17 protein-coding genes are annotated in these 19,307 nt (G+C 62.1%); 8 read left to right on the top strand and 9 right to left on the bottom strand.

The window, feature by feature from the left end; translation table 11 throughout:
- Positions 1-5: 5 nt before the first annotated feature.
- The 5 genes from carA to grpE form a co-directional block, all read right to left on the bottom strand.
- On the bottom strand, positions 6-1,154 hold the full coding sequence (gene carA / locus SM130_RS04100) for a glutamine-hydrolyzing carbamoyl-phosphate synthase small subunit (RefSeq protein ID WP_102824540.1): 1,149 nt from the start codon (positions 1,152-1,154) through the stop codon (positions 6-8).
- A 216-nt stretch (positions 1,155-1,370) separates the two neighbouring features.
- Entirely contained in the window at positions 1,371-2,177 is an 807-nt protein-coding gene (gene dapB / locus SM130_RS04095) for a 4-hydroxy-tetrahydrodipicolinate reductase (protein ID WP_102824538.1), read from the bottom strand.
- A gap of 78 nt (positions 2,178-2,255) precedes the next feature.
- Positions 2,256-3,386 carry a molecular chaperone DnaJ gene (gene dnaJ / locus SM130_RS04090; protein ID WP_102824537.1) on the bottom strand — a complete coding sequence of 377 codons (1,131 nt, stop codon included), beginning with the start codon at positions 3,384-3,386 and terminating at the stop codon, positions 2,256-2,258.
- 122 nt (positions 3,387-3,508) lie between these two features.
- Positions 3,509-5,422 carry a molecular chaperone DnaK gene (gene dnaK, locus SM130_RS04085; RefSeq protein ID WP_102824536.1) on the bottom strand — a complete coding sequence of 638 codons (1,914 nt, stop codon included), beginning with the start codon at positions 5,420-5,422 and terminating at the stop codon, positions 3,509-3,511.
- 99 nt (positions 5,423-5,521) lie between these two features.
- Entirely contained in the window at positions 5,522-6,091 is a 570-nt protein-coding gene (gene grpE / locus SM130_RS04080; protein ID WP_102824535.1) for a nucleotide exchange factor GrpE, read from the bottom strand.
- Positions 6,092-6,305: 214 nt separating this feature from the next.
- On the opposite strand from grpE, the gene recN reads away from it, so the two are divergent.
- Positions 6,306-7,979, top strand: a complete 1,674-nt coding sequence (recN, locus tag SM130_RS04075; RefSeq protein WP_102824534.1) for a DNA repair protein RecN — start codon at positions 6,306-6,308, stop codon at positions 7,977-7,979.
- Positions 7,980-8,036: 57 nt separating this feature from the next.
- Here recN and fur read toward each other — a convergent pair whose 3' ends face one another.
- Entirely contained in the window at positions 8,037-8,441 is a 405-nt protein-coding gene (fur, locus tag SM130_RS04070; protein ID WP_015275871.1) for a ferric iron uptake transcriptional regulator, read from the bottom strand.
- A gap of 95 nt (positions 8,442-8,536) precedes the next feature.
- Between fur and SM130_RS04065 the strand changes: the two genes are divergently transcribed.
- A complete protein-coding gene (locus SM130_RS04065) occupies positions 8,537-9,052 on the top strand; it encodes an outer membrane protein assembly factor BamE (protein ID WP_102824533.1) in 516 nt (171 codons plus the stop codon).
- 40 nt (positions 9,053-9,092) lie between these two features.
- On the opposite strand, the gene SM130_RS04060 is transcribed toward SM130_RS04065, so the two are convergent.
- Positions 9,093-9,419 carry an RnfH family protein gene (locus SM130_RS04060; protein ID WP_102824532.1) on the bottom strand — a complete coding sequence of 109 codons (327 nt, stop codon included), beginning with the start codon at positions 9,417-9,419 and terminating at the stop codon, positions 9,093-9,095.
- Positions 9,412-9,846: a type II toxin-antitoxin system RatA family toxin gene (locus tag SM130_RS04055; RefSeq protein WP_102824531.1), complete on the bottom strand. Its 435-nt coding sequence runs from the start codon at positions 9,844-9,846 to the stop codon at positions 9,412-9,414. The genes SM130_RS04060 and SM130_RS04055 overlap by 8 nt, the downstream gene beginning before the upstream one ends.
- Before the next feature lie 211 nt (positions 9,847-10,057).
- On the opposite strand from SM130_RS04055, the gene smpB reads away from it, so the two are divergent.
- Entirely contained in the window at positions 10,058-10,540 is a 483-nt protein-coding gene (gene smpB / locus SM130_RS04050; RefSeq protein ID WP_102824530.1) for an SsrA-binding protein SmpB, read from the top strand.
- 72 nt (positions 10,541-10,612) lie between these two features.
- Here smpB and SM130_RS04045 read toward each other — a convergent pair whose 3' ends face one another.
- A complete protein-coding gene (locus tag SM130_RS04045) occupies positions 10,613-11,398 on the bottom strand; it encodes a GntR family transcriptional regulator (RefSeq protein WP_102824529.1) in 786 nt (261 codons plus the stop codon).
- A gap of 268 nt (positions 11,399-11,666) precedes the next feature.
- On the opposite strand from SM130_RS04045, the gene SM130_RS04040 reads away from it, so the two are divergent.
- The 5 genes from SM130_RS04040 to SM130_RS04020 all read left to right on the top strand — a co-directional run bounded on the left by SM130_RS04040 (position 11,667) and on the right by SM130_RS04020 (position 19,239).
- Positions 11,667-13,361, top strand: a complete 1,695-nt coding sequence (locus SM130_RS04040) for an L-lactate permease (protein ID WP_102824528.1) — start codon at positions 11,667-11,669, stop codon at positions 13,359-13,361.
- 88 nt (positions 13,362-13,449) lie between these two features.
- Positions 13,450-14,271, top strand: coding sequence for a (Fe-S)-binding protein (locus SM130_RS04035; RefSeq protein ID WP_102824527.1), 822 nt, complete (start codon positions 13,450-13,452; stop codon positions 14,269-14,271).
- The gene (locus SM130_RS04030) at positions 14,268-15,728 is read left to right on the top strand and encodes a LutB/LldF family L-lactate oxidation iron-sulfur protein (protein ID WP_102824526.1); all 1,461 of its coding nucleotides are present in this window, start codon (positions 14,268-14,270) and stop codon (positions 15,726-15,728) included. The genes SM130_RS04035 and SM130_RS04030 overlap by 4 nt, the downstream gene beginning before the upstream one ends.
- Positions 15,725-16,396 (top strand): LutC/YkgG family protein, encoded by a 672-nt coding sequence (locus tag SM130_RS04025; RefSeq protein ID WP_102824525.1) that lies wholly within the window; start codon positions 15,725-15,727, stop codon positions 16,394-16,396. The genes SM130_RS04030 and SM130_RS04025 overlap by 4 nt, the downstream gene beginning before the upstream one ends.
- Positions 16,393-19,239 (top strand): FAD-binding and (Fe-S)-binding domain-containing protein, encoded by a 2,847-nt coding sequence (locus SM130_RS04020; RefSeq protein WP_102824524.1) that lies wholly within the window; start codon positions 16,393-16,395, stop codon positions 19,237-19,239. The genes SM130_RS04025 and SM130_RS04020 overlap by 4 nt, the downstream gene beginning before the upstream one ends.
- The last annotated feature ends 68 nt before the right edge of the window (positions 19,240-19,307 follow it).

Here is a 19,307-nt window from a genome sequence, read left to right as displayed (position 1 = left end):
CAGGCTTAGCGGCGCTTGGCCATGGCTTCGATGAAACGGTCGAACAGCGGCGCGACGTCGTGCGGGCCCGGGCTCGCTTCGGGGTGACCCTGGAAGCTGAAGGCAACCTTGTCGGTGCGCTCGATACCCTGCAGGGTGCCGTCGAACAGCGACTTGTGCGTCGCGCGCACATTGGCCGGTAGGCTCGCCTCATCCACGGCAAAGCCATGGTTCTGACTGGTGATCATCACCACGCCGGTCTTCAGGTCCTGAACCGGATGGTTCGCACCATGGTGGCCGTTGGGCATCTTCACGGTCTTGGCACCGGAAGCCAGCGCCAGCAGCTGATGGCCCAGGCAGATGCCGAATACAGGAATGTCGGTTTCAAGCACTTCCTGAATCGCCTTGATCGCGTAGTCGCACGGCTCGGGATCGCCTGGGCCGTTGGCCAGGAAGATACCGTCCGGATTCAGCGCCAAGGCTTCGCTGGCAGGCGTCTGCGCCGGCAGCACGGTGACGCGGCAACCACGCGCAACCAGCATGCGCAGGATGTTGTATTTCACGCCGTAGTCGAAGGCGACGACGTGATAAGGCAGTTCGCTGGCCGGGATTTCGGCATGGCCGTCATCCTTCAAACACCAGACGCTGGAACGCCACTCGTAGCGCTCCTTGACGCTGACTTCCTTAGCCAGATCCATGCCCTTGAGGCCAGGGAAACTGCGCGCCAGCTCCAGCGCTTTTTCTTCAGTCGCGTCGCTTCCGGCAAGGATGCAGCCATCTTGCGCACCCTTCTCTCGAAGAATGCGGGTCAAACGACGGGTGTCGATGCCAGCGATGGCAACGGTGCCGTTGGCCTTGAGATAGTCAGGCAGCGATTGCTTGTCGCGCCAGTTGCTGGATATCAGCGGCAGGTCACGAATCACCAGGCCGGCGGCCCAGACTTTCCAGGACTCGGCATCTTCCGGCGTGGTACCGGTGTTGCCGACGTGAGGATAGGTGAGGGTTACGATCTGCTTGGCGTAGGAAGGATCGGTGAGGATTTCCTGATAGCCGGTCATGGCGGTATTGAACACCACCTCACCAATGGTTTGCCCATCGGCGCCGATGGATTCGCCGCGAAAGATGCTGCCATCGGCAAGAGCCAGAATGGCTGGCGTAAGGGCTGGCTTAGTCAAGAGACCTCCCGTAGATCAAGGCTGGAGCAGACGCAGATTGTAAAAAAGCGGGATGACGTGTGAAGGTCATCCCGCTTTTTGTTTGATTCATTTCTGCGCAACTTTTAGTGGACACACTAAAGCGAGTAGCTTACAGAAAACCCTGTTTAGGGTCCAGCCAAAATGCCCGACAAGCGCACCCGGAACGAGCACGGCGTTGCCGAGCGGCGCAAAAACTCATTTCAGACCAAGCACATCCTGCATGTCATAAAGGCCGGCCGGCTTCTCGTCCAACCAGAGCGCAGCACGCACCGCACCCTTGGCGAAGGTCATACGACTGGAGGCCTTATGGGTGATTTCGACGCGCTCGCCGTCAGCTGCAAACAGCACGGTGTGATCACCGACCACATCGCCGGCTCGCACAGTAGCGAAACCGATCGTGTCGCGCTGCCGCGCCCCGGTCTGCCCTTCGCGCCCGTACACCGCGACCTTTTGCAGATCACGCCCCAGCGCCTCGGCCACCACCTCGCCCATGCGCAGTGCGGTACCTGAAGGTGCATCCACCTTGTGCCGGTGATGCGCCTCGATGATCTCAATATCAACCTCGTCGCCCAGCACCCGGGCTGCCGTGTCCAGCAGCTTGAGGCAGAGATTGACGCCAACACTGAAGTTGGCCGCGAAGACGATCGGGATGTCCTTGGCCGCCGCCGCGAGGCGCTCCTTCTCTTCCGGGGAGAAGCCGGTAGTACCGATCACCATGGCCTTGCCGGCACGGCGACATACCTCAAGGTTCTTCAGCGTTACCGACGGATGAGTAAAATCGATCAGCACGTCGAACTCGTCGACTGCTCTGGCGAGCTCTCCGGTCAGCGGCACACCTAGACGGCCAATCGCAGCCAGCTCGCCAGCATCGGCACCCACCAAGGTGCTGTCCGGACGATCGATGGCGGCCGTAAGGCCGGCGGCACCGCTGGTCTGCTGCACCGCCTCGATCAAGGTCTTGCCCATACGCCCGGCGGCGCCGGTCACTGCAATACGTCGCATCAAATCAGCTCCAGGCTGCAGGCCTCCGGGCGGCAGACGCAAGCACGAAGCCTGTCGCCCACCACCCGCAGCCCTGTGTCATACATCACCGAAAAAGCGCTTCACACCCTCGAACCAGCCACTGGCCTTAGGCGAATGGGACGTGTCGCCCTGCAACGTGCCACGAAACTCCTCAAGCATCTCGCGCTGACGCTTGCTCAGGTTGACCGGCGTTTCCACCGCCACCCGACACAGCAGATCACCCGCCGCGCCACCGCGCACCGGCGCGACGCCCTTGCCCCGCAAGCGGAACTGCTTGCCGGTCTGGGTGCCTTCCGGAATCTTCAGCTTGACGCGCCCATCCAGGGTCGGCACTTCCAACTCGCCACCCAATGCGGCATCGGCAAAGCTGATCGGTACTTCGCAATACAGATGCTTGCCGTCACGCTGGAAGATCGCGTGCTCGCGGACATTGACCACGACATACAGGTCGCCGGCCGGACCACCCTGAGTACCCGCCTCGCCTTCGCCGGACAGACGAATGCGATCGCCGGTGTCCACGCCTGGCGGAACCTTGACCGATAGTGTTTTCTGCTCCTCAACGCGCCCCTGCCCATGGCAGCTGCCGCACGGATCGGAAATCATCTTGCCGCTGCCATGGCAGCGTGGGCAGGTCTGCTGCACCGAGAAGAAGCCCTGCTGCATGCGCACCTGACCGATACCGCCACAGGTGGTACAGGTCACGGGGCTGGTGCCCTTCTTCGCGCCGGAGCCATCACAAGGCTTGCATTCGACCAGCGTCGGCACGCGAATCGTCACCGTGGTACCGCGCACGGCCTCTTCGAGATCCAACTCCAGCGTGTAGCGCAGATCACTGCCACGCTGCGCGCCGCCACGTCCGCCGCCGCGGCCGCCACTGAAGAAATCGCTGAACACATCGCCGAAGATGTCGGAGAAATTCGCGCCGCCATAACCAGCACCCGCTGCGCCAGCACCCATCTGCGGATCGACACCGGCGTGACCGTACTGATCGTAGGCAGCTCGCTTGCTCGGATCGGAAAGCACTTCATAGGCCTCGTTGGCCTCCTTGAAGGCTTCCTCGGCAGCCTTGTCTCCCGGATTACGGTCTGGGTGATGCTTCATCGCAAGGCGCCGGTAGGCTTTTTTCAGCTCCGCCTCGCTGACGCCACGCTCGACGCCCAGCACCTCATAAAAATCGCGTTTGGCCATAACTATCCTGAACCCTCAATTTCATGCCTTCCAGACACGCCGACGCGGGAGCAAGCCCCCGCGCAGCGGTCGGGCCCGCCCGAACGATGTCGGGGCGGGCTGGAACGGAAGCAAGCCAGGGCTTACTTGTTGTCCTTGACCTCTTCGAACTCGGCGTCGACCACGTCGTCGCCCGGCTGGGTCTGCTCGTCTGCCGATTGCCCTTCACCACCCTGAGGCTGCTCGGCGTACATCTTCTGCGCGACAGGTGTGGAGGCTTGGGAAACCGCAGCGATCTTGGCTTCGATCTCGGCTTTGTCGTCGCCCTTGATGGCCACTTCCAGCTCGCCAAGCGCTTTCTCGATTGCCGCCTTGTCGTCGTCGCTGGCCTTGTCGCCGGCCTCAACGAGCATCTTGCGGGTCGCATGCACCAGCTGATCGCCCTGGTTACGCGCAGTCGCCAGCTCTTCGAACTTGCGGTCTTCCTCGGCATTCGCTTCGGCGTCGCGCACCATCTGCTCGATTTCCTCCTCGGACAGACCGGAGTTGGCCTTGATCACGATGGATTGCTGCTTGCCAGTCGCCTTGTCCTTGGCGGACACATGCAGGATGCCGTTGGCGTCGATGTCGAAGGTGACCTCGATCTGCGGCATACCACGCGGTGCCGGCGGAATCTCGGCCAGGTCGAAGCGGCCCAGCGACTTGTTGCCGGTCGCCTGCTTGCGCTCACCCTGCAGCACGTGAATGGTCACCGCGCTCTGGTTGTCGTCGGCCGTGGAGAACACCTGCGACTTCTTGGTCGGAATGGTGGTGTTCTTCTCGATCAACGGCGTCATCACGCCACCCAGGGTCTCGATACCCAGGGTCAGGGGCGACACGTCGAGCAGCAGCACGTCCTTCACGTCACCGGCCAGCACCGCGCCCTGGATGGCAGCACCCATTGCGACGGCTTCGTCCGGGTTGACGTCCTTGCGCGCTTCCTTGCCGAAGAACTCGGCGACCTTCTGCTGAACCAGCGGCATACGGGTCTGACCGCCGACCAGGATCACGTCGTCGATCTTCGAAACGTCGACCCCGGCATCCTTCAGCGCGATGCGGCAAGGCTCGATGGTGCGCTGCACCAGATCCTCGACCAACGCTTCCAGCTTGGCGCGGGAGATCTTCACGTTCAGGTGCTTCGGACCGGTCGCATCGGCAGTGATGTAAGGCAGGTTGACGTCAGTTTGCTGGCTGGAAGACAGCTCGATCTTGGCCTTTTCAGCAGCTTCCTTCAGACGCTGCATCGCCAGCGGGTCACCCTTGAGGTTCATGCCGCTTTCTTTCTTGAACTCGTCGACGAGGTAGTCGATCAGGCGAATGTCGAAATCCTCGCCACCGAGGAAGGTGTCACCGTTGGTGGCCAACACTTCGAACTGGTGCTCGCCATCGACTTCGGCGATCTCGATCACCGACACGTCGAACGTGCCGCCGCCCAAGTCATAAACGATGACGGTGTGGTCGCCCCGGGCCTTGTCCATGCCGTACGCCAACGCAGCCGCGGTCGGCTCGTTGATGATTCGTTTGACGTCAAGACCAGCGATGCGGCCGGCATCTTTGGTGGCCTGACGCTGGCTGTCGTTGAAATAGGCCGGCACGGTGATAACCGCTTCGGTCACCGGCTCACCGAGGTAATCCTCGGCAGTCTTCTTCATCTTCTTGAGGATTTCCGCAGAGATCTGCGGCGGTGCCATTTTCTGGCCATTCACCTCGACCCAGGCGTCGCTGTTGTCCGCCTTGACGATCTTGTAAGGGACCATCTGGATGTCTTTCTGCACGACATCTTCATCGAAGCGACGACCGATCAGTCGCTTCACTGCATACAGAGTGTTGTGCGGGTTGGTCACCGCCTGACGCTTGGCCGACTGGCCAACCAGGATTTCGCCATCATTCGCATACGCGATGATCGACGGTGTAGTACGGCCGCCTTCGGCATTTTCAATAACCTTGGCTTTACCGTTTTCCAGGATCGAGACGCAGGAGTTGGTGGTTCCCAGGTCGATACCAATGATCTTGCCCATTTTAATTCGCTCTCCAAATTTCGATTGGTCCGCGCCTGCTTACCGGCTGCGGGTAACACAAAAACGCTTGACTACCAGATGGGGGTCGGCAGCCGGATTTCAAGCCTTCTCATCAATCGAAGGCGGCGCGTCGGCGGGCGCCTTGCTGACGACGACCATCGCCGGACGCAGTAGTCGACCGTTGAGCAGGTAGCCCTTCTGGAACACCTTAAGCACGCTGCCAGGCTCGACATGGGTGCTTTCTTCCATGGCCATGGCCTGGTGATGCTCGGCATTGAACGGCTCGCCATGCGGGTCGAGCTGCTCGAGCTGGTGACGCGCCAGGGTGTCCTGCAGCAGTTTGAGGGTCAGCTCGACGCCTTCGCGCATCGGCTTGACGGCCTCGTCATCCGGACTGGACAGTTCAAGACCGCGCTCCAGGCTATCGGCCACCGCCAACAGGTCACCGGCGAACTTCTCCAGCGCAAACTTGTGTGCCTTTTCCACATCCTGTTCGGCGCGCCGACGGATGTTCTGCAGCTCTGCTGCCACGCGCAGGGACTGATCCTGCGCGGCTGCCAGTTGCTCTTCCAGCGACTGCACGCGGGCGGCCAGATCCTCGGCTACATCCGCTTCCGAGTGCTCAGGCGTTTCCGGGTTCTGGTTATCCAGGTTCTGCTCGTCGGCCATGGGTCCTCCTCTATGTACGATCAGCGGGCAGCAAACCCGCGCTTGTGCGGCTATATGGGGGCGCCAAAACCTGCTTCAAGGGCTATCGCCGGCAGGCGATGCAGGAAATGACGAACCGTCGCATCAAATGCCTTCCCACACTCATCCGGCAAGGCTTGTAGCCGCCACAGAAACCACTGTATAAATACCCAGCACGCAACTTGGGGAGCCTCACATGCTGGTTCATCTGTCGGTACACAACTACGCCATCGTCGAGCACCTTGACCTCGAACTCAAACGAGGCATGAGCGTCATCAGCGGGGAAACAGGCGCTGGCAAGTCAATCATGCTGGACGCCCTTGGTCTGACCTTGGGCGACCGCACCGACAGCAGCGTCGTCCGCATTGGCGCCGATAAAGCCGACATCCTCGCCAGCTTCGATCTGGACGACATTCCCGATGCGCGAGCCTGGCTCGCAGAGCGCGACATGGACAACGAGGGTCCCTGCATCCTGCGTCGTGTGATCACTGCCGAAGGGCGCTCACGGGGGTATATCAATGGCACACCCTGCCCCCAGGGTGATCTCAAGGCACTGGGTGAGTTGTTGATCGACATTCACAGCCAGCACGAGCATCAGTCCTTATTGAAGACCGACACTCATCGACGCCTGCTCGACGAGTACAGTGGCAGCCAGGAACTGGCGCGACAGGTGCAACTGGCCGCGCAGCGCTGGCGGCAGACGCGCCAGACGCTGGAGCGCCTAAGCAATAGCGGCGACGAACAGCGCGCACGTCACCAGCTGCTCAGCTACCAGCTGGAAGAGCTGGAAAGCCTCTCGCTGGGCGAGAACGAACTGGAACAACTGGAACACGAACACAAAAACCTGGCCAATGCCGAGCAGCTGCTTGGCGCTTGCCGCCAGGTCATGGAGCTGTGCAGCGAAAGCGACGCCGGCAATGTGCTGTCCGCACTGACCAGCAGCCTGCAGCGCCTGACCGCCTTCCAGGAGCAACCCCAAGCCCTTAGCGAAGCGGTCAATCTGCTGGCAAGCGCTCAGATCCAAGTCGAAGAAGCCATCGGCGAACTCAATCGCTTCGTCGATCATTTCGACGCCGATCCCGAGCGCCAGCAGACGCTAGAAGAACGCCTGGACACGATCTACACCCTGGCCCGCAAGCATCGCGTCCAACCCAGCGAATTGCCTACCCTGCATCAGCGGCTGCTGGAAGAGCTCGAAGGACTCAACGCCGATGATGAAGCAGTTGAGCGTCTCGGCGAGGAGCTGGCGGCCTACGCCCGGCACTATGAAGAGAAAGCCGGCGAACTCAGCCGCATACGCCAGGCCGCAGCGGATCAACTGGCGAGCGCAGTAGAGGTTGAGATCCAGCGCCTGGGCATGCCAGGCGGCAAGTTCAGCGTGCAATTCAAGCCTGCAGCCGAGGGCGAGTTGATGCCATACGGCCTGGAGCAGGTAGAGTTTCTCGTCAGCGCCAATCCAGGCCAACCAATGCGACCGCTGGCCAAGGTCGCATCGGGTGGTGAGCTATCACGCATCAGCCTGGCGATTCAGGTCATCACTGCGCAGACGTCGCGCGTACCGACACTGGTATTCGACGAAGTTGACGTTGGCATTGGCGGCCCCACCGCGGAGGTCGTCGGGCAGCTGCTGCGCCGCCTCGGCGAGCGCGGGCAGGTCCTGACCGTTACCCACTTACCCCAAGTTGCCGCCCAAGGGCATCACCACCTGTTCGTACACAAGGCCCGCGGCACCGATGAAACCCGCACCGCAGTAGCCGAGCTGGACCAGACCGGTCGAGTCGAGGAGATCGCGCGAATGCTCGGCGGCGTCGACCTGACCGAACAATCACTGGCCCATGCCAGGCAGATGGTCACATCAGCCCAGGCCTGAGCCCGACTGACAGGCATGAAAAAGGCGGCCACGGCCGCCTTTTTCACATACTGAAGATCAGTCTTTCTTGCGCACGTAGAGCACCAGATTGTGATCCACCAGCTCGTAGCCGTGGCGCTTGACGATCTCTTTCTGCAGTTTCTCGATCTCGGGATCGAAGAACTCGATGACATCGCCACTGTCGACGCAGACCATGTGGTCATGGTGCCCGCTATCGGCCAGTTCGAAGACGGCATGACCACCATCGAAGTTGTGCCGAACTACCAGGCCGGCCGCCTCGAACTGGGTCAGCACGCGATAGACCGTCGCCAGTCCGACATCCTCACCCGCCTCCATCAACGCCTTGTAGACGTCTTCGGCGCTCATGTGACGGCGATCGGTAGTGTCCAGCATCTGCAGGATTTTAACCCGCGGCAGAGTTACCTTGAGCCCAGCTTTACGTAGTTCGCTATTTTCGACCATGGTTGGCTTTCTCGCTGCTGCTGTTTCGCAGCCTCCTTCAATACGGGTATGATCCGGGTTCTTTGCCCAGCCAAGATAGTGGAAGTCACCCACCGATGCAAAACACCAAGCTCATGCTGACCAGCCTCACCCTTGTGGGTCTGTTCGCACTCGCCGGTTGTTCATTTCCCGGGGTTTACAAGGTCGACATTCAACAGGGCAATGTCGTCACGCAGGACATGATAGACCAGTTGCGCCCCGGAATGACCCGCCAGCAGGTGCGGTTTATCATGGGCAACCCGCTGATCACCGACACCTTCCATGCCAACCGCTGGGACTACCTGTACAGCATCCAGCCCGGCGGCAGTCAGCGCCAGCAGGAACGCGTGAGCCTGGTATTCAATGCGAACGACCAACTGGCTGGCCTTGCCGGCGACTTCATGCCCGGCGTGAGTCGCGACGAACAGATCCTTGGCCGCGACGCACAGGCGCCAGTCAGCACGCCTGCAGCCAAACCAAGCCAGCCAGAAGAGCGTCCCGCACCCGGCTCGCTGCTGGAGCAGATTCAGCGTGAAGTGGACCAGGCCGAACCGGTCCCGGTGCCGATTCCCGAGCCGCTGGAAACCGAATAAAAAAACGCCCGGCTAGTCCGGGCGTTTTGTTTCAGCATGTTCAGGCGTCCTCATCAGACGTCTCACCCTTGCTCTTGGCCGCTCGCGCAGCCCGCTGTTTGCGCACCTCTTTCGGGTCGGCAATCAGCGGCCGGTATACCTCGACCCGCTCACCCTCTTCCAACACTCGCTCCTCAGGCTTGGGCACCGCCTTGCCGAAGATCCCCAGCGGCGCCGCAGCCAGGTCCAAACCGGGAAAGTGAGCATCCAGACCCGAGCGCAGCGCGGCCTCGCGCACCGTGGTGCCGGCGGCCACCGTCATCTGTAGCAGCTTCTGCTTGTCCGCCAACGCATAGACCACTTCAACCGCAATCGACTGCTTATCCATAAAGCTGCTTCGCCCGCTCGCAGAAGGCATCTACCAAGGTATTGGCGGCCTGATTGAATAACGGCCCAAGCGTCGCCTTGACCAGCGGCCCAGCGTAATCGAAGGTGAGGTCCAGGCTGATCTTGCAGGCCTTCTCACCCAGTGCCTTGAACTCCCAGATGCCGTGCAGGTGACTGAAAGGCCCCTCTTCAAGGGTCATCTCGATACGCTTGCCGAAATCCAGTGCGTTGCGCGTCATGAAGCGCTGACTCAGCCCGGCCTTCGCCACCGTCATGCTGGCGTGCATTTCGGTCTCGCTGCTGGAAAGCACCTCGGTCGCAGAACACCAGGGCAGGAACTGCGGGTAGCTGGCTACGTCGTTGACCATGTCGAACAGCGCCTGCGCCGGATACGGCAGCAGCGCGGAACGTTGAATGTGCGTCGTCATGCGGACCTTCTACGTCGTCGTTTCATTGCGCGCCATTCGAAAAGCACCCGGCGCAGCCAGCTCGCAACCACATCGCTCATCGTTCGGGCGAGCCGACACGGCGCAAAGCGCGCACATTGTCGGGGATTAGTGGCTGCCCCTCAAGTTTCTGCCGCTGCCACTGCTGCAGGCTGTCGCCAGCCGCAGCGGGACTCCCTATAATGCGCCCCCTATGGCCAAACAGAAGAAACAGTCCCCCGGGACCATCGCGCTAAACAAGAAAGCGCTACACGACTACTTCATCGAACAGAAATTCGAGGCTGGCCTCGTTCTGGCCGGCTGGGAAGTGAAAAGCCTGCGTGCTGGCAAGGCGCAACTGGTCGACAGCTACGTCCTGCTCAAGGATGGAGAAGCCTGGTTGATGGGCTGTCACATTACGCCGCTGACCGCCGCCAGCACCCATGTCATTGCCGACCCGACCCGAACCCGCAAGCTGCTGCTGAACAAGCGCGAGCTGGGCAAACTGTTCGGTGCAGTGCAGCAGAAGGGTTACGCCTGCGTGGCGCTATCGCTGTACTGGAAGAAGCACATGATCAAGTGCGAGATTGCCCTCGGCAAAGGCAAGAAGGAGTTCGACAAGCGCCACACCGAGAAGGAACGTGATTCCGATCGGGAGATCCAGCGCGCGATGCGTACCAAGGGCAAGGACGATTGAGCCGCGCCCGCCGCCTGGCTTGATCAGCCCAAACGGCAATACCAGAGCCGGCACTGCCTGCCGGCTCTACGGTCACCCCTCCTTCAGCATCCTTTCGCCCTGCCTGCGCTGCGCACGCGCCAGCCGCTGAGCCTCCTGCTGACCCTCCGCCAGTACTTCCTGCACATAGTTGATATGGCGATGAATCACCTCGCGGGCCTCGGTCGCTCGCCGCCCCATGATTGCCTCGTACAACTCGCGATGCTGACTCATCAGCATGTCCCGCGTTTCGTCACGCAGGGCGTACATACCGCCGATGTTGGTTACCACGTTGCGCTTGAGCAGATCGAACAGGCCACGGATGGTGTGCAGCAACACCGCGTTGTGGCTGGCTTCGGCAATCGCGAGATGGAACTGGGCATCGGCCGCCCCTTCTTCCGCCCGCGTGACCTTGCCTTCACGGGCATAGCAGTCCTGCAATGCCACGAAAGCTTCGGTGAGCCGCTTCTGGTCGACCTCGGTCGCACGCAGCGCCGCGTAATAGGCACAGCTGCCCTCAAGTGTGTGACGAAATTCCAGTAGATCGCGCTGCGCATCGCTGTTGTTCTCAAGCAGATGCAACAACGGATCACTGAACGTCGAGCCGAGCGACTCGGCCACGAACGTACCGCCACCATGCCGGCTGACCAGCAGCCCCTTGGCCGCGAGCTTCTGTATCGCTTCGCGCAGCGAAGGCCGCGAAACTCCAAAGCGTTCAGCCAGGGCGCGCTCCGCCGGAAGACGCTCACCTGCCTTGAGCGTGCCTTCGAGAATCATGGTTTCCAGCTGCGCGACGATATCGTCCGCCAGCCGCCGCTGCCGCACCACTCCCACGTCCATAGTCACCCTCGAATGGTCTTACCAATCCGAAAATGCTAGCCATGACCGCGCATCCGCACAAGGCCCACTGCTGCGACCAAAGTCTATAGCTAGCTAATTGACGCCCCTATACGCAGCTCTTACGCTGACCATTCCCTCCTGTTAATTGGTCTTACCAATTAACAGGGTGGTCTAAAAATAAGAGGACTCAGCATGAGATCTGCGCACAAGAACAATTCCACGGTCCGCTCAGGGCCCTATCTGAACCGTACCGCAGGGGAAGCCTGACATGTCCAACGGACTGCTCGCACTTTTCGCCTTCACACCCATTCTGCTCGCAGCAATCATGCTGATCGGCCTGCGCTGGCCCGCCAGCCGCGCCATGCCGCTGGTCTTCCTGTTCACCGCAGCCATCGGGCTGTTCGTCTGGGACATGAGCGTCAACCGGATCATCGCCTCTACGCTGCAAGGCCTAGTAATCACCCTGGGCCTGCTGTGGATCATCTTCGGCGCGATCCTGCTGCTGAACACCCTGAAGCACTCCGGCGGCATCACCGCCATTCGCGCTGGTTTCACTACCATCAGCCCTGACCGCCGTATCCAGGCCATTATCATCGCCTGGCTGTTCGGCTGCTTCATCGAAGGCGCCTCCGGCTTCGGCACTCCGGCCGCCATCGCCGCACCGCTGCTGGTTGCGGTCGGCTTCCCAGCGATGGCCGCAGTCCTGCTCGGCATGCTGGTGCAAAGCACGCCGGTTTCCTTCGGTGCGGTCGGCACGCCGATTGTCGTCGGCATCAACAGCGGCCTGGATACCGCCACCATCGGCGCGCAACTGGTTGCCCAAGGTTCCAGCTGGAACGCCTACCTGCAGCAGATCACCAGCAGTGTGGCGATCACCCATGCCATCGTTGGCACCGTGATGCCACTGATCATGGTACTGATGCTGACCCGCTTCTTCGGCAAGGAAAAAAGCTGGAAAGCCGGCTTCGAAGTGCTGCCGTTCGCGATCTTCGCGGGCCTGGCATTCACCCTGCCCTACGCTGCCACCGGCATCTTCCTCGGCCCGGAATTCCCGTCGCTGCTCGGCGGCCTGGTCGGTCTGGCTATCGTCACCACCGCTGCTCGCTACAAATTCCTGACGCCGAAGACCACCTGGGACTTCGCCGATGCCAAGGAATGGCCGGCCGAGTGGCTCGGCACCATCGAAATGAAGCTGGACGAGATGACAGCTCGCCCGATGAGCGCCTTCCGTGCCTGGCTACCCTATGTACTGGTCGGCGCGATTCTGGTGATCAGCCGCGTGTTCCCGCAGGTCACTGCCGCGCTGAAATCGGTATCCATCGCGTTTGCCAACATCCTCGGCGAAACCGGCGTCAATGCCGGCATCGAGCCGCTGTATCTGCCGGGCGGCATCCTCGTCATGGTGGTGCTGATCACCTTCTTCCTGCACGGCATGCGCGCTTCCGAGCTCAAGGCGGCGGTGAAGGAATCCAGTGGCGTGCTGCTCAGTGCGGGCTTCGTGCTGCTGTTCACCGTGCCGATGGTGCGCATCCTGATCAACTCCGGCGTCAACGGCGCTGAACTGGCCAGCATGCCGATCGTCATGGCGCGCTACGTCGCCGACAGCGTAGGCAGCATCTACCCGCTGCTGGCACCCGCCGTAGGCGCACTGGGCGCGTTCCTCGCCGGCTCCAACACGGTCAGCAACATGATGTTCAGCCAGTTCCAGTTCGGCGTAGCACAATCACTGGGCATTTCCGGTGCGATGGTGGTTGCCACCCAGGCCGTCGGTGCTGCGGCAGGCAACATGGTCGCGATCCACAACGTGGTTGCTGCATCCGCCACCGTTGGCCTGCTCGGCCGCGAAGGCTCCACGCTGCGCAAGACCATATGGCCTACGCTGTACTACGTGCTGTTCACGGGGGTGATCAGCCTGATCGCCATCTATGTGTTAGGCGTAACCGACCCGCTGGTCGGGCTGTAAGAAACAGAATCGTGCCCCCATCTGGGGGCACGGTTGCATTCCAGAAACCGCATTTGCGGATAACCGGGCTAACCCGGAGACCAAGCCGATGAGCCAACTCTTCTACGATGCCGCGCCGAACGCTACCCGCGTCGCGCCGCCGCTGCCAAAGCCGCGCGAATACCCCGCCAAGCCGAGCCAGGTTTATCTGTTCGGTACCTGCGTAGTTGACCTGTTTTATCCCGAGGCCGGCCTGGATGCCATCCGCCTGCTCGAACGCGAAGGATTGACCGTGCACTTCCCGCAGGGCCAGACCTGCTGCGGCCAGCCGGCCTACACAACCGGCTACACCGATGAAGCACGCAAGGTCGCACGGGCGCAGCTGGAGCTGTTCGCCAACGACTGGCCGGTGGTCGTCCCTTCCGGCTCGTGCGCCGGAATGCTGCGCCACCACTATCTGGACCTGTTCAAGGACGAGCCGGCCACCCTCGCCCGAGTCGAAGCGCTGGCAGAGCGCACGTTCGAGCTGGCCGAGTTTCTGCTCAACGTCTGCAAGGTCGAGTTCAAAGATGCCGGCACGCCAGCCAAGGTCGCGCTGCACACCTCCTGCTCGGCCCGCCGGGAAATGAATACCCACCTGCACGCCCGCGCGCTACTCGCTCAGCTGGGCCAGGTCGAGCGCGTCGAGCATGACCACGAAAGCGAATGCTGCGGCTTCGGCGGCACCTTCAGCGTGCGCATGCCCGACATCTCCGGTGCCATGGTGCTGGACAAGACCCGCGCGCTGAAGGAATCCGGTGCGCATCAGGTGATCAGCGCCGACTGCGGCTGCTTGATGAACATCAACGGTTCGCTGGAAAAGCAGCGTGAAGCCCTGCGCGGCCAGCATCTGGCGAGCTTCCTCTGGCAACGCACCGGAGGTGCCCGATGAACGCCGAACAGCGTATTCCCGCGATACAGATCGAGAACGCCGGCGACCCGGATTTCCGCGCCCGCGCCCGCACGTCACTGAAGGACGACCAGTTGCGACGCAACTTCCGCACCGCCATGGACTCGCTGATGACCAAGCGCGCCACGGCGTTCAGCGATGCCGACGAACGCGAGCGGCTGCGCGAGATGGGCAACCGGATCCGCGCCCGCGCACTGTCGAAGCTGCCCGAATTGCTCGAGCGGCTGGAAACCAACCTGACCCGCAACGGCGTGAACGTGCACTGGGCGGAGACGGTGGAAGAGGCGAACAACATCGTCCTTGAGATCGCCCGCGCCCACGAGGCGAAGCAGGTGATCAAGGGCAAATCGATGGTCAGCGAAGAGATGGAAATGAACCATTTCCTCGAAGGTCATGGCATCGAATGCCTGGAATCGGACATGGGCGAATACATCGTCCAGCTCGACCACGAAAAGCCTTCCCATATCATCATGCCGGCCATCCACAAGAACGCCGGCCAGGTCGCGACCTTGTTTCACGAGAAACTAGGCGTGGAGTACACCAAGGACGTCGACCAACTCATTCAGATCGGCCGCCGCACACTGCGCCAGAAATTCTTCGAGGCCGATATCGGCGTCTCCGGCGTGAACTTCGCAGTGGCTGAAACCGGCACCCTGCTGCTCGTCGAGAACGAGGGCAACGGGCGCATGTCCACCGGCGTGCCGCCGGTACACATCGCCGTCACCGGCATTGAAAAGGTCGTGGAGAACCTGCGTGACGTGGTCCCGCTGCTCTCGCTGCTGACCCGCTCGGCGCTCGGCCAGCCGATCACCACCTACGTCAACATGATCTCCAGCCCGCGCAAGGCCGATGAGCTCGACGGCCCGCAGGAAGTGCACCTGATCCTGCTGGACAACGGCCGCAGCCAGGCCTTCGCCGACAGTGAATTGCGCCAGACGCTCAACTGCATCCGCTGTGGCGCCTGCATGAACCATTGCCCGGTGTACACCCGCGTCGGCGGTCACACTTACGGCGAGGTCTACCCCGGCCCCATCGGCAAGATCATCACGCCGCACATGGTCGGCCTGGACAAGGTGCCGGATCATCCCAGCGCCTCTTCTCTATGCGGCGCTTGTGGCGAAGTCTGCCCGGTGAAAATCCCGATCCCGGCCATTCTGCGTCGGCTGCGTGAAGAGAACATCAAGGCACCGGACGATCCGCACAAGGTCATGCTTGGCCAGGGCAGCAAGTACTCGAAGAAGGAACGCCTGATGTGGGCCGGCTGGCGCCTGCTCAACACCAGCCCGACGCTTTACCGCCTGTTCGGCTTCTTCGCTACCCGTCTGCGCGCCCTTACGCCATCGAACATCGGCCCCTGGACGCAGAACCACAGCGCACCAAAACCTGCCGCCCGCTCGCTGCACGAGCTGGCCCGCGAGCACCTGGAGGGCAAGCGATGAGTGCCAAGGCCAACATCCTCGCCAAGCTGAAAAAAAGCCTGGAAGGCGCTACGCCCATCGTCGATGACTACGACGAGTCGCTGGTCACCCAACCTTGGACCTACGCGCCCGAGCAGCGTATCGCTCGTCTGCGCCAGCTTATGGAAGCGGTGCATACCGAGATCCACCTGACCAGCGTCGCCGGCTGGCCAGCCCTGCTCGAACAGCTATTGCACGATCGCCAGCTGCCAAGCCTGTTGATTGCCCCGACCACGCCGTACGGCCAGCGCTTCACCGAGCACTGCGCCGGCCGCGAAGGCCTGCCGACGCTCAAGGCCTACGACCGCCCGGTCGAGGAGTGGAAGCAAGAGCTGTTCGACGACACCCCGGCCAGCCTCACCGGCACCCTTGGCGCAATCGCCTCCACCGGCAGCCTGATCATGTGGCCGACCCGCGAGGAGCCGCGCCTTATGAGCCTGGTACCGCCGGTACATTTCGCCATCCTCAAGGCCAGCGAAATCCACGACAACTTCTACGAGATCCAGCAGAAGTTCCAGTGGGCCGCCGGCATGCCGACCAATGCGCTGCTGGTCTCCGGCCCGTCGAAAACCGCCGACATCGAGCAGGTGCTGGCCTACGGCGCCCATGGCCCGAAGGATCTGATCCTGCTGATCCTGGAGGACGCATGAACGCCGCGGCGCAAGTCGAACGTGCGCCGCTGCCAGTCGCGTTCCTCCGCGAAGTCGACCGCCTGATCCCAATCGAGCGGCGTTTCGACGACCCGCTCTCCACCCTGGCCTTCGGCACTGACGCGAGCTTCTACCGGCTGATCCCCAAGCTGGTGGTGCGCGTCGAGTCCGAAGCCGAAGTGATTGCGCTGCTCAAACTGGCCCATGCGGAAAATGTCCCGGTCACCTTCCGTGCGGCCGGCACCAGCTTGTCCGGCCAGGCGATCAGCGACTCGGTGCTGATCGTGCTCGGCGACAACTGGAACGGCCGCGAGATTCGCAACGGCGGCGAGCAGATCCGCCTGCAGCCCGGCGTCATCGGTGCTAACGCCAATGCCGTGCTCGCTCCATTTCAGCGCAAGATCGGCCCTGATCCGGCCTCGATCAACGCCGCGAAGATCGGCGGCATCGTTGCCAACAATTCCAGCGGCATGTGCTGCGGCACTGCGCAGAACACCTACAAAACCCTCGCCGGCCTGCGCGTCGTACTGGCAGACGGCACCGTGGTCGACAGCGAAGATGGCGCCAGCGTCGACGCCTTCCGCCAGAGCCACGCCGCACTGCTCGATCAACTGGCCGAACTCGGGCGCGAAACTCGCGCCAATGTTGAGCTGGCCGCAAAGATTCGCCACAAATACCGGCTGAAGAACACCACCGGCTTCTCGCTCAATGCGCTGGTCGATTACGACGAGCCACTGGATATCCTCAACCATCTGATGGTCGGCTCCGAGGGCACCCTGGGCTTTATCAGCGCAGTGACCTACGACACCGTGCCGGATCACCCGCACAAGGCCAGCGCGTTGGTCGTGTTCCCCGACGTGGAAACCTGTTGCCTGGCCGTACCGGTACTCAAGCAGCAACCGGTCTCGGCCGTGGAGCTGCTCGACCGTCGCAGCCTACGCTCGGTCGAGCACAAGGCCGGCATGCCCGAGTGGGTGAAGGAGCTGTCGCCAACTGCCTGCGCGCTGCTAATTGAATCGCGCGCCGCCAGCCAGTCGCTGCTGCATGAGCAGATCAATCTGATCATGACTTCCATCGCGCATTTCCCGGTGGAGAAGCAGGTCGACTTCAGCGAAGACCCGGTGGTCTACAACCAGCTGTGGAAGATCCGCAAGGACACTTTCCCCGCAGTTGGCGCCGTGCGCCAGACCGGCACCACGGTGATCATCGAAGACGTCACCTTCCCGGTCGAACGCCTGGCCGAGGGCGTCAACCGCCTCATCGAACTGCTCGACAAGCACCGCTACGACGAAGCGATCCTCTTTGGCCACGCGCTGGAGGGCAACTTGCACTTCGTCTTCACCCAGGGCTTCGATGACCCGGCCCAGGTCGCCCGTTACGAAGCCTTCATGGGCGAAGTGGCGCAGCTGGTCGCCGTCGAGTTCGGCGGTGCGCTCAAGGCCGAACACGGCACCGGGCGCAACATGGCACCCTACGTCGAGCTGGAATGGGGCAGCGAAGCCTATGCGCTGATGTGGAAAATCAAACGCCTGCTCGACCCCACCGGAATCCTCAATCCAGACGTAGTACTTTCCGAAGACCCGGACATCCACCTGAAGAACCTCAAGCCGATGCCGGCCGCCGACGAGATCGTCGACAAGTGCATCGAATGCGGCTTCTGCGAACCGGTCTGCCCGTCCAACGGGTTGACCCTGACGCCGCGCCAGCGGATCGTCATCTGGCGCGACATCCAGGCGCGCAAGCGAGCCGGTGTCGACACCTCGGAGATTGAACGCCTCTACCACTACCACGGCGTCGAAACCTGTGCCGCCACCGGCCTCTGCGCACAACGCTGCCCGGTGGGCATCAACACAGGCGATCTGGTACGCAAGCTACGCGGGCATGAAGCGAGCAAAACCGGTACTGCCAACTGGCTGGCCGATCATTTCAGCACCGCCGTGCAGGGTACGCGCTTCATGCTGCACGTCGCCAACGGCGCCCACATGATCCTAGGCACCAAGCGCCTGGCCAAACTGTCCGCGACCATGACCAATGCGAGCAAGGGCCGCGTTCCGCAATGGACGCCGGCCATGCCGCAACCCTTGCAGCGCCTGCACCTGCCCCAGCCCGCCGCTCAGGATGAGCGCCCACGCGTGGTCTATCTGGCCGCCTGCGTCTCACGCGCCATGGCACCCGCCGCCCGCGACCAGGAACAGGAGCCGCTACTCGACAAGACCCGCAGCCTGCTGGAAAAGGCCGGCTACCAGGTAATCTTCCCCGAGCAGTTGAACGACCTGTGCTGCGGTCAGCCGTTCGCCTCCAAGGGCTATGCCGAACAGGGCGAACGCAAGCGTCAGGAGATGCTCGACGCCCTGCTCAAGGCCAGCCGCGGCGGGCTCGACCCGATCTACTGCGACACCAGCCCCTGTACGCTGCGCCTGGTCCAGGGCCTGACCGATCAGCGCCTGGATCTCTACGATCCGGTGCGTTTCATCCGCACCCACCTGCTCGACAAGCTGGACTTCGTTCCGCAGGAAAAAGCGATCGCCGTGCATGTCACCTGCAGCACCCAGCATCTTGGGGAAGCGCAGGCGCTGATCGATATCGCCCGACATTGCGCCCAGGAAGTCGTGGTGCCCGAAGGCATCCATTGTTGCGGCTTCGCCGGTGACAAGGGCTTCACCACGCCCGAGCTCAATGGCCACGCACTGCGCAGCCTGAAGGACGCGGTGCAGATCTGCGATGAAGGCATCTCCACCAGCCGCACCTGCGAGATCGGCTTGTCGCGTCATGGCGAGATCGACTACCACGGGCTGGTCTATCTGGTGGATCGCGTCACGCGCAGTAAAACAGCAGCGCAATAGCTCTAGCGCGAAGGTTACGGCCCTGCTCAGCGGAGCGGGGCCGTTTCGTTTGTGGCGTTTCGATGAAC

Source organism: Stutzerimonas stutzeri (assembly GCF_038561965.1).
In the GTDB taxonomy this organism is placed as follows: Bacteria; Pseudomonadota; Gammaproteobacteria; order Pseudomonadales; family Pseudomonadaceae; genus Stutzerimonas; species Stutzerimonas stutzeri_AA.
This window is presented reverse-complemented; position numbering and strand designations above follow the sequence as displayed.

Coding starts and splice junctions, on each gene's coding strand:
- SM130_RS04055 (WP_102824531.1), bottom strand. CDS start 9,846: ATGACGACGCACATTCAACGTTCCGCGCTGCTGCCGTATCCGGCGCAG.
- SM130_RS04040 (WP_102824528.1), top strand. CDS start 11,667: ATGTCCAACGGACTGCTCGCACTTTTCGCCTTCACACCCATTCTGCTC.
- SM130_RS04020 (WP_102824524.1), top strand. CDS start 16,393: ATGAACGCCGCGGCGCAAGTCGAACGTGCGCCGCTGCCAGTCGCGTTC.
- SM130_RS04045 (WP_102824529.1), bottom strand. CDS start 11,398: ATGGACGTGGGAGTGGTGCGGCAGCGGCGGCTGGCGGACGATATCGTC.
- SM130_RS04065 (WP_102824533.1), top strand. CDS start 8,537: ATGCAAAACACCAAGCTCATGCTGACCAGCCTCACCCTTGTGGGTCTG.
- SM130_RS04025 (WP_102824525.1), top strand. CDS start 15,725: ATGAGTGCCAAGGCCAACATCCTCGCCAAGCTGAAAAAAAGCCTGGAA.
- SM130_RS04060 (WP_102824532.1), bottom strand. CDS start 9,419: ATGGATAAGCAGTCGATTGCGGTTGAAGTGGTCTATGCGTTGGCGGAC.
- dnaK (WP_102824536.1), bottom strand. CDS start 5,422: ATGGGCAAGATCATTGGTATCGACCTGGGAACCACCAACTCCTGCGTC.
- SM130_RS04030 (WP_102824526.1), top strand. CDS start 14,268: ATGAACGCCGAACAGCGTATTCCCGCGATACAGATCGAGAACGCCGGC.
- SM130_RS04035 (WP_102824527.1), top strand. CDS start 13,450: ATGAGCCAACTCTTCTACGATGCCGCGCCGAACGCTACCCGCGTCGCG.
- dnaJ (WP_102824537.1), bottom strand. CDS start 3,386: ATGGCCAAACGCGATTTTTATGAGGTGCTGGGCGTCGAGCGTGGCGTC.
- smpB (WP_102824530.1), top strand. CDS start 10,058: ATGGCCAAACAGAAGAAACAGTCCCCCGGGACCATCGCGCTAAACAAG.
- grpE (WP_102824535.1), bottom strand. CDS start 6,091: ATGGCCGACGAGCAGAACCTGGATAACCAGAACCCGGAAACGCCTGAG.
- dapB (WP_102824538.1), bottom strand. CDS start 2,177: ATGCGACGTATTGCAGTGACCGGCGCCGCCGGGCGTATGGGCAAGACC.
- recN (WP_102824534.1), top strand. CDS start 6,306: ATGCTGGTTCATCTGTCGGTACACAACTACGCCATCGTCGAGCACCTT.
- fur (WP_015275871.1), bottom strand. CDS start 8,441: ATGGTCGAAAATAGCGAACTACGTAAAGCTGGGCTCAAGGTAACTCTG.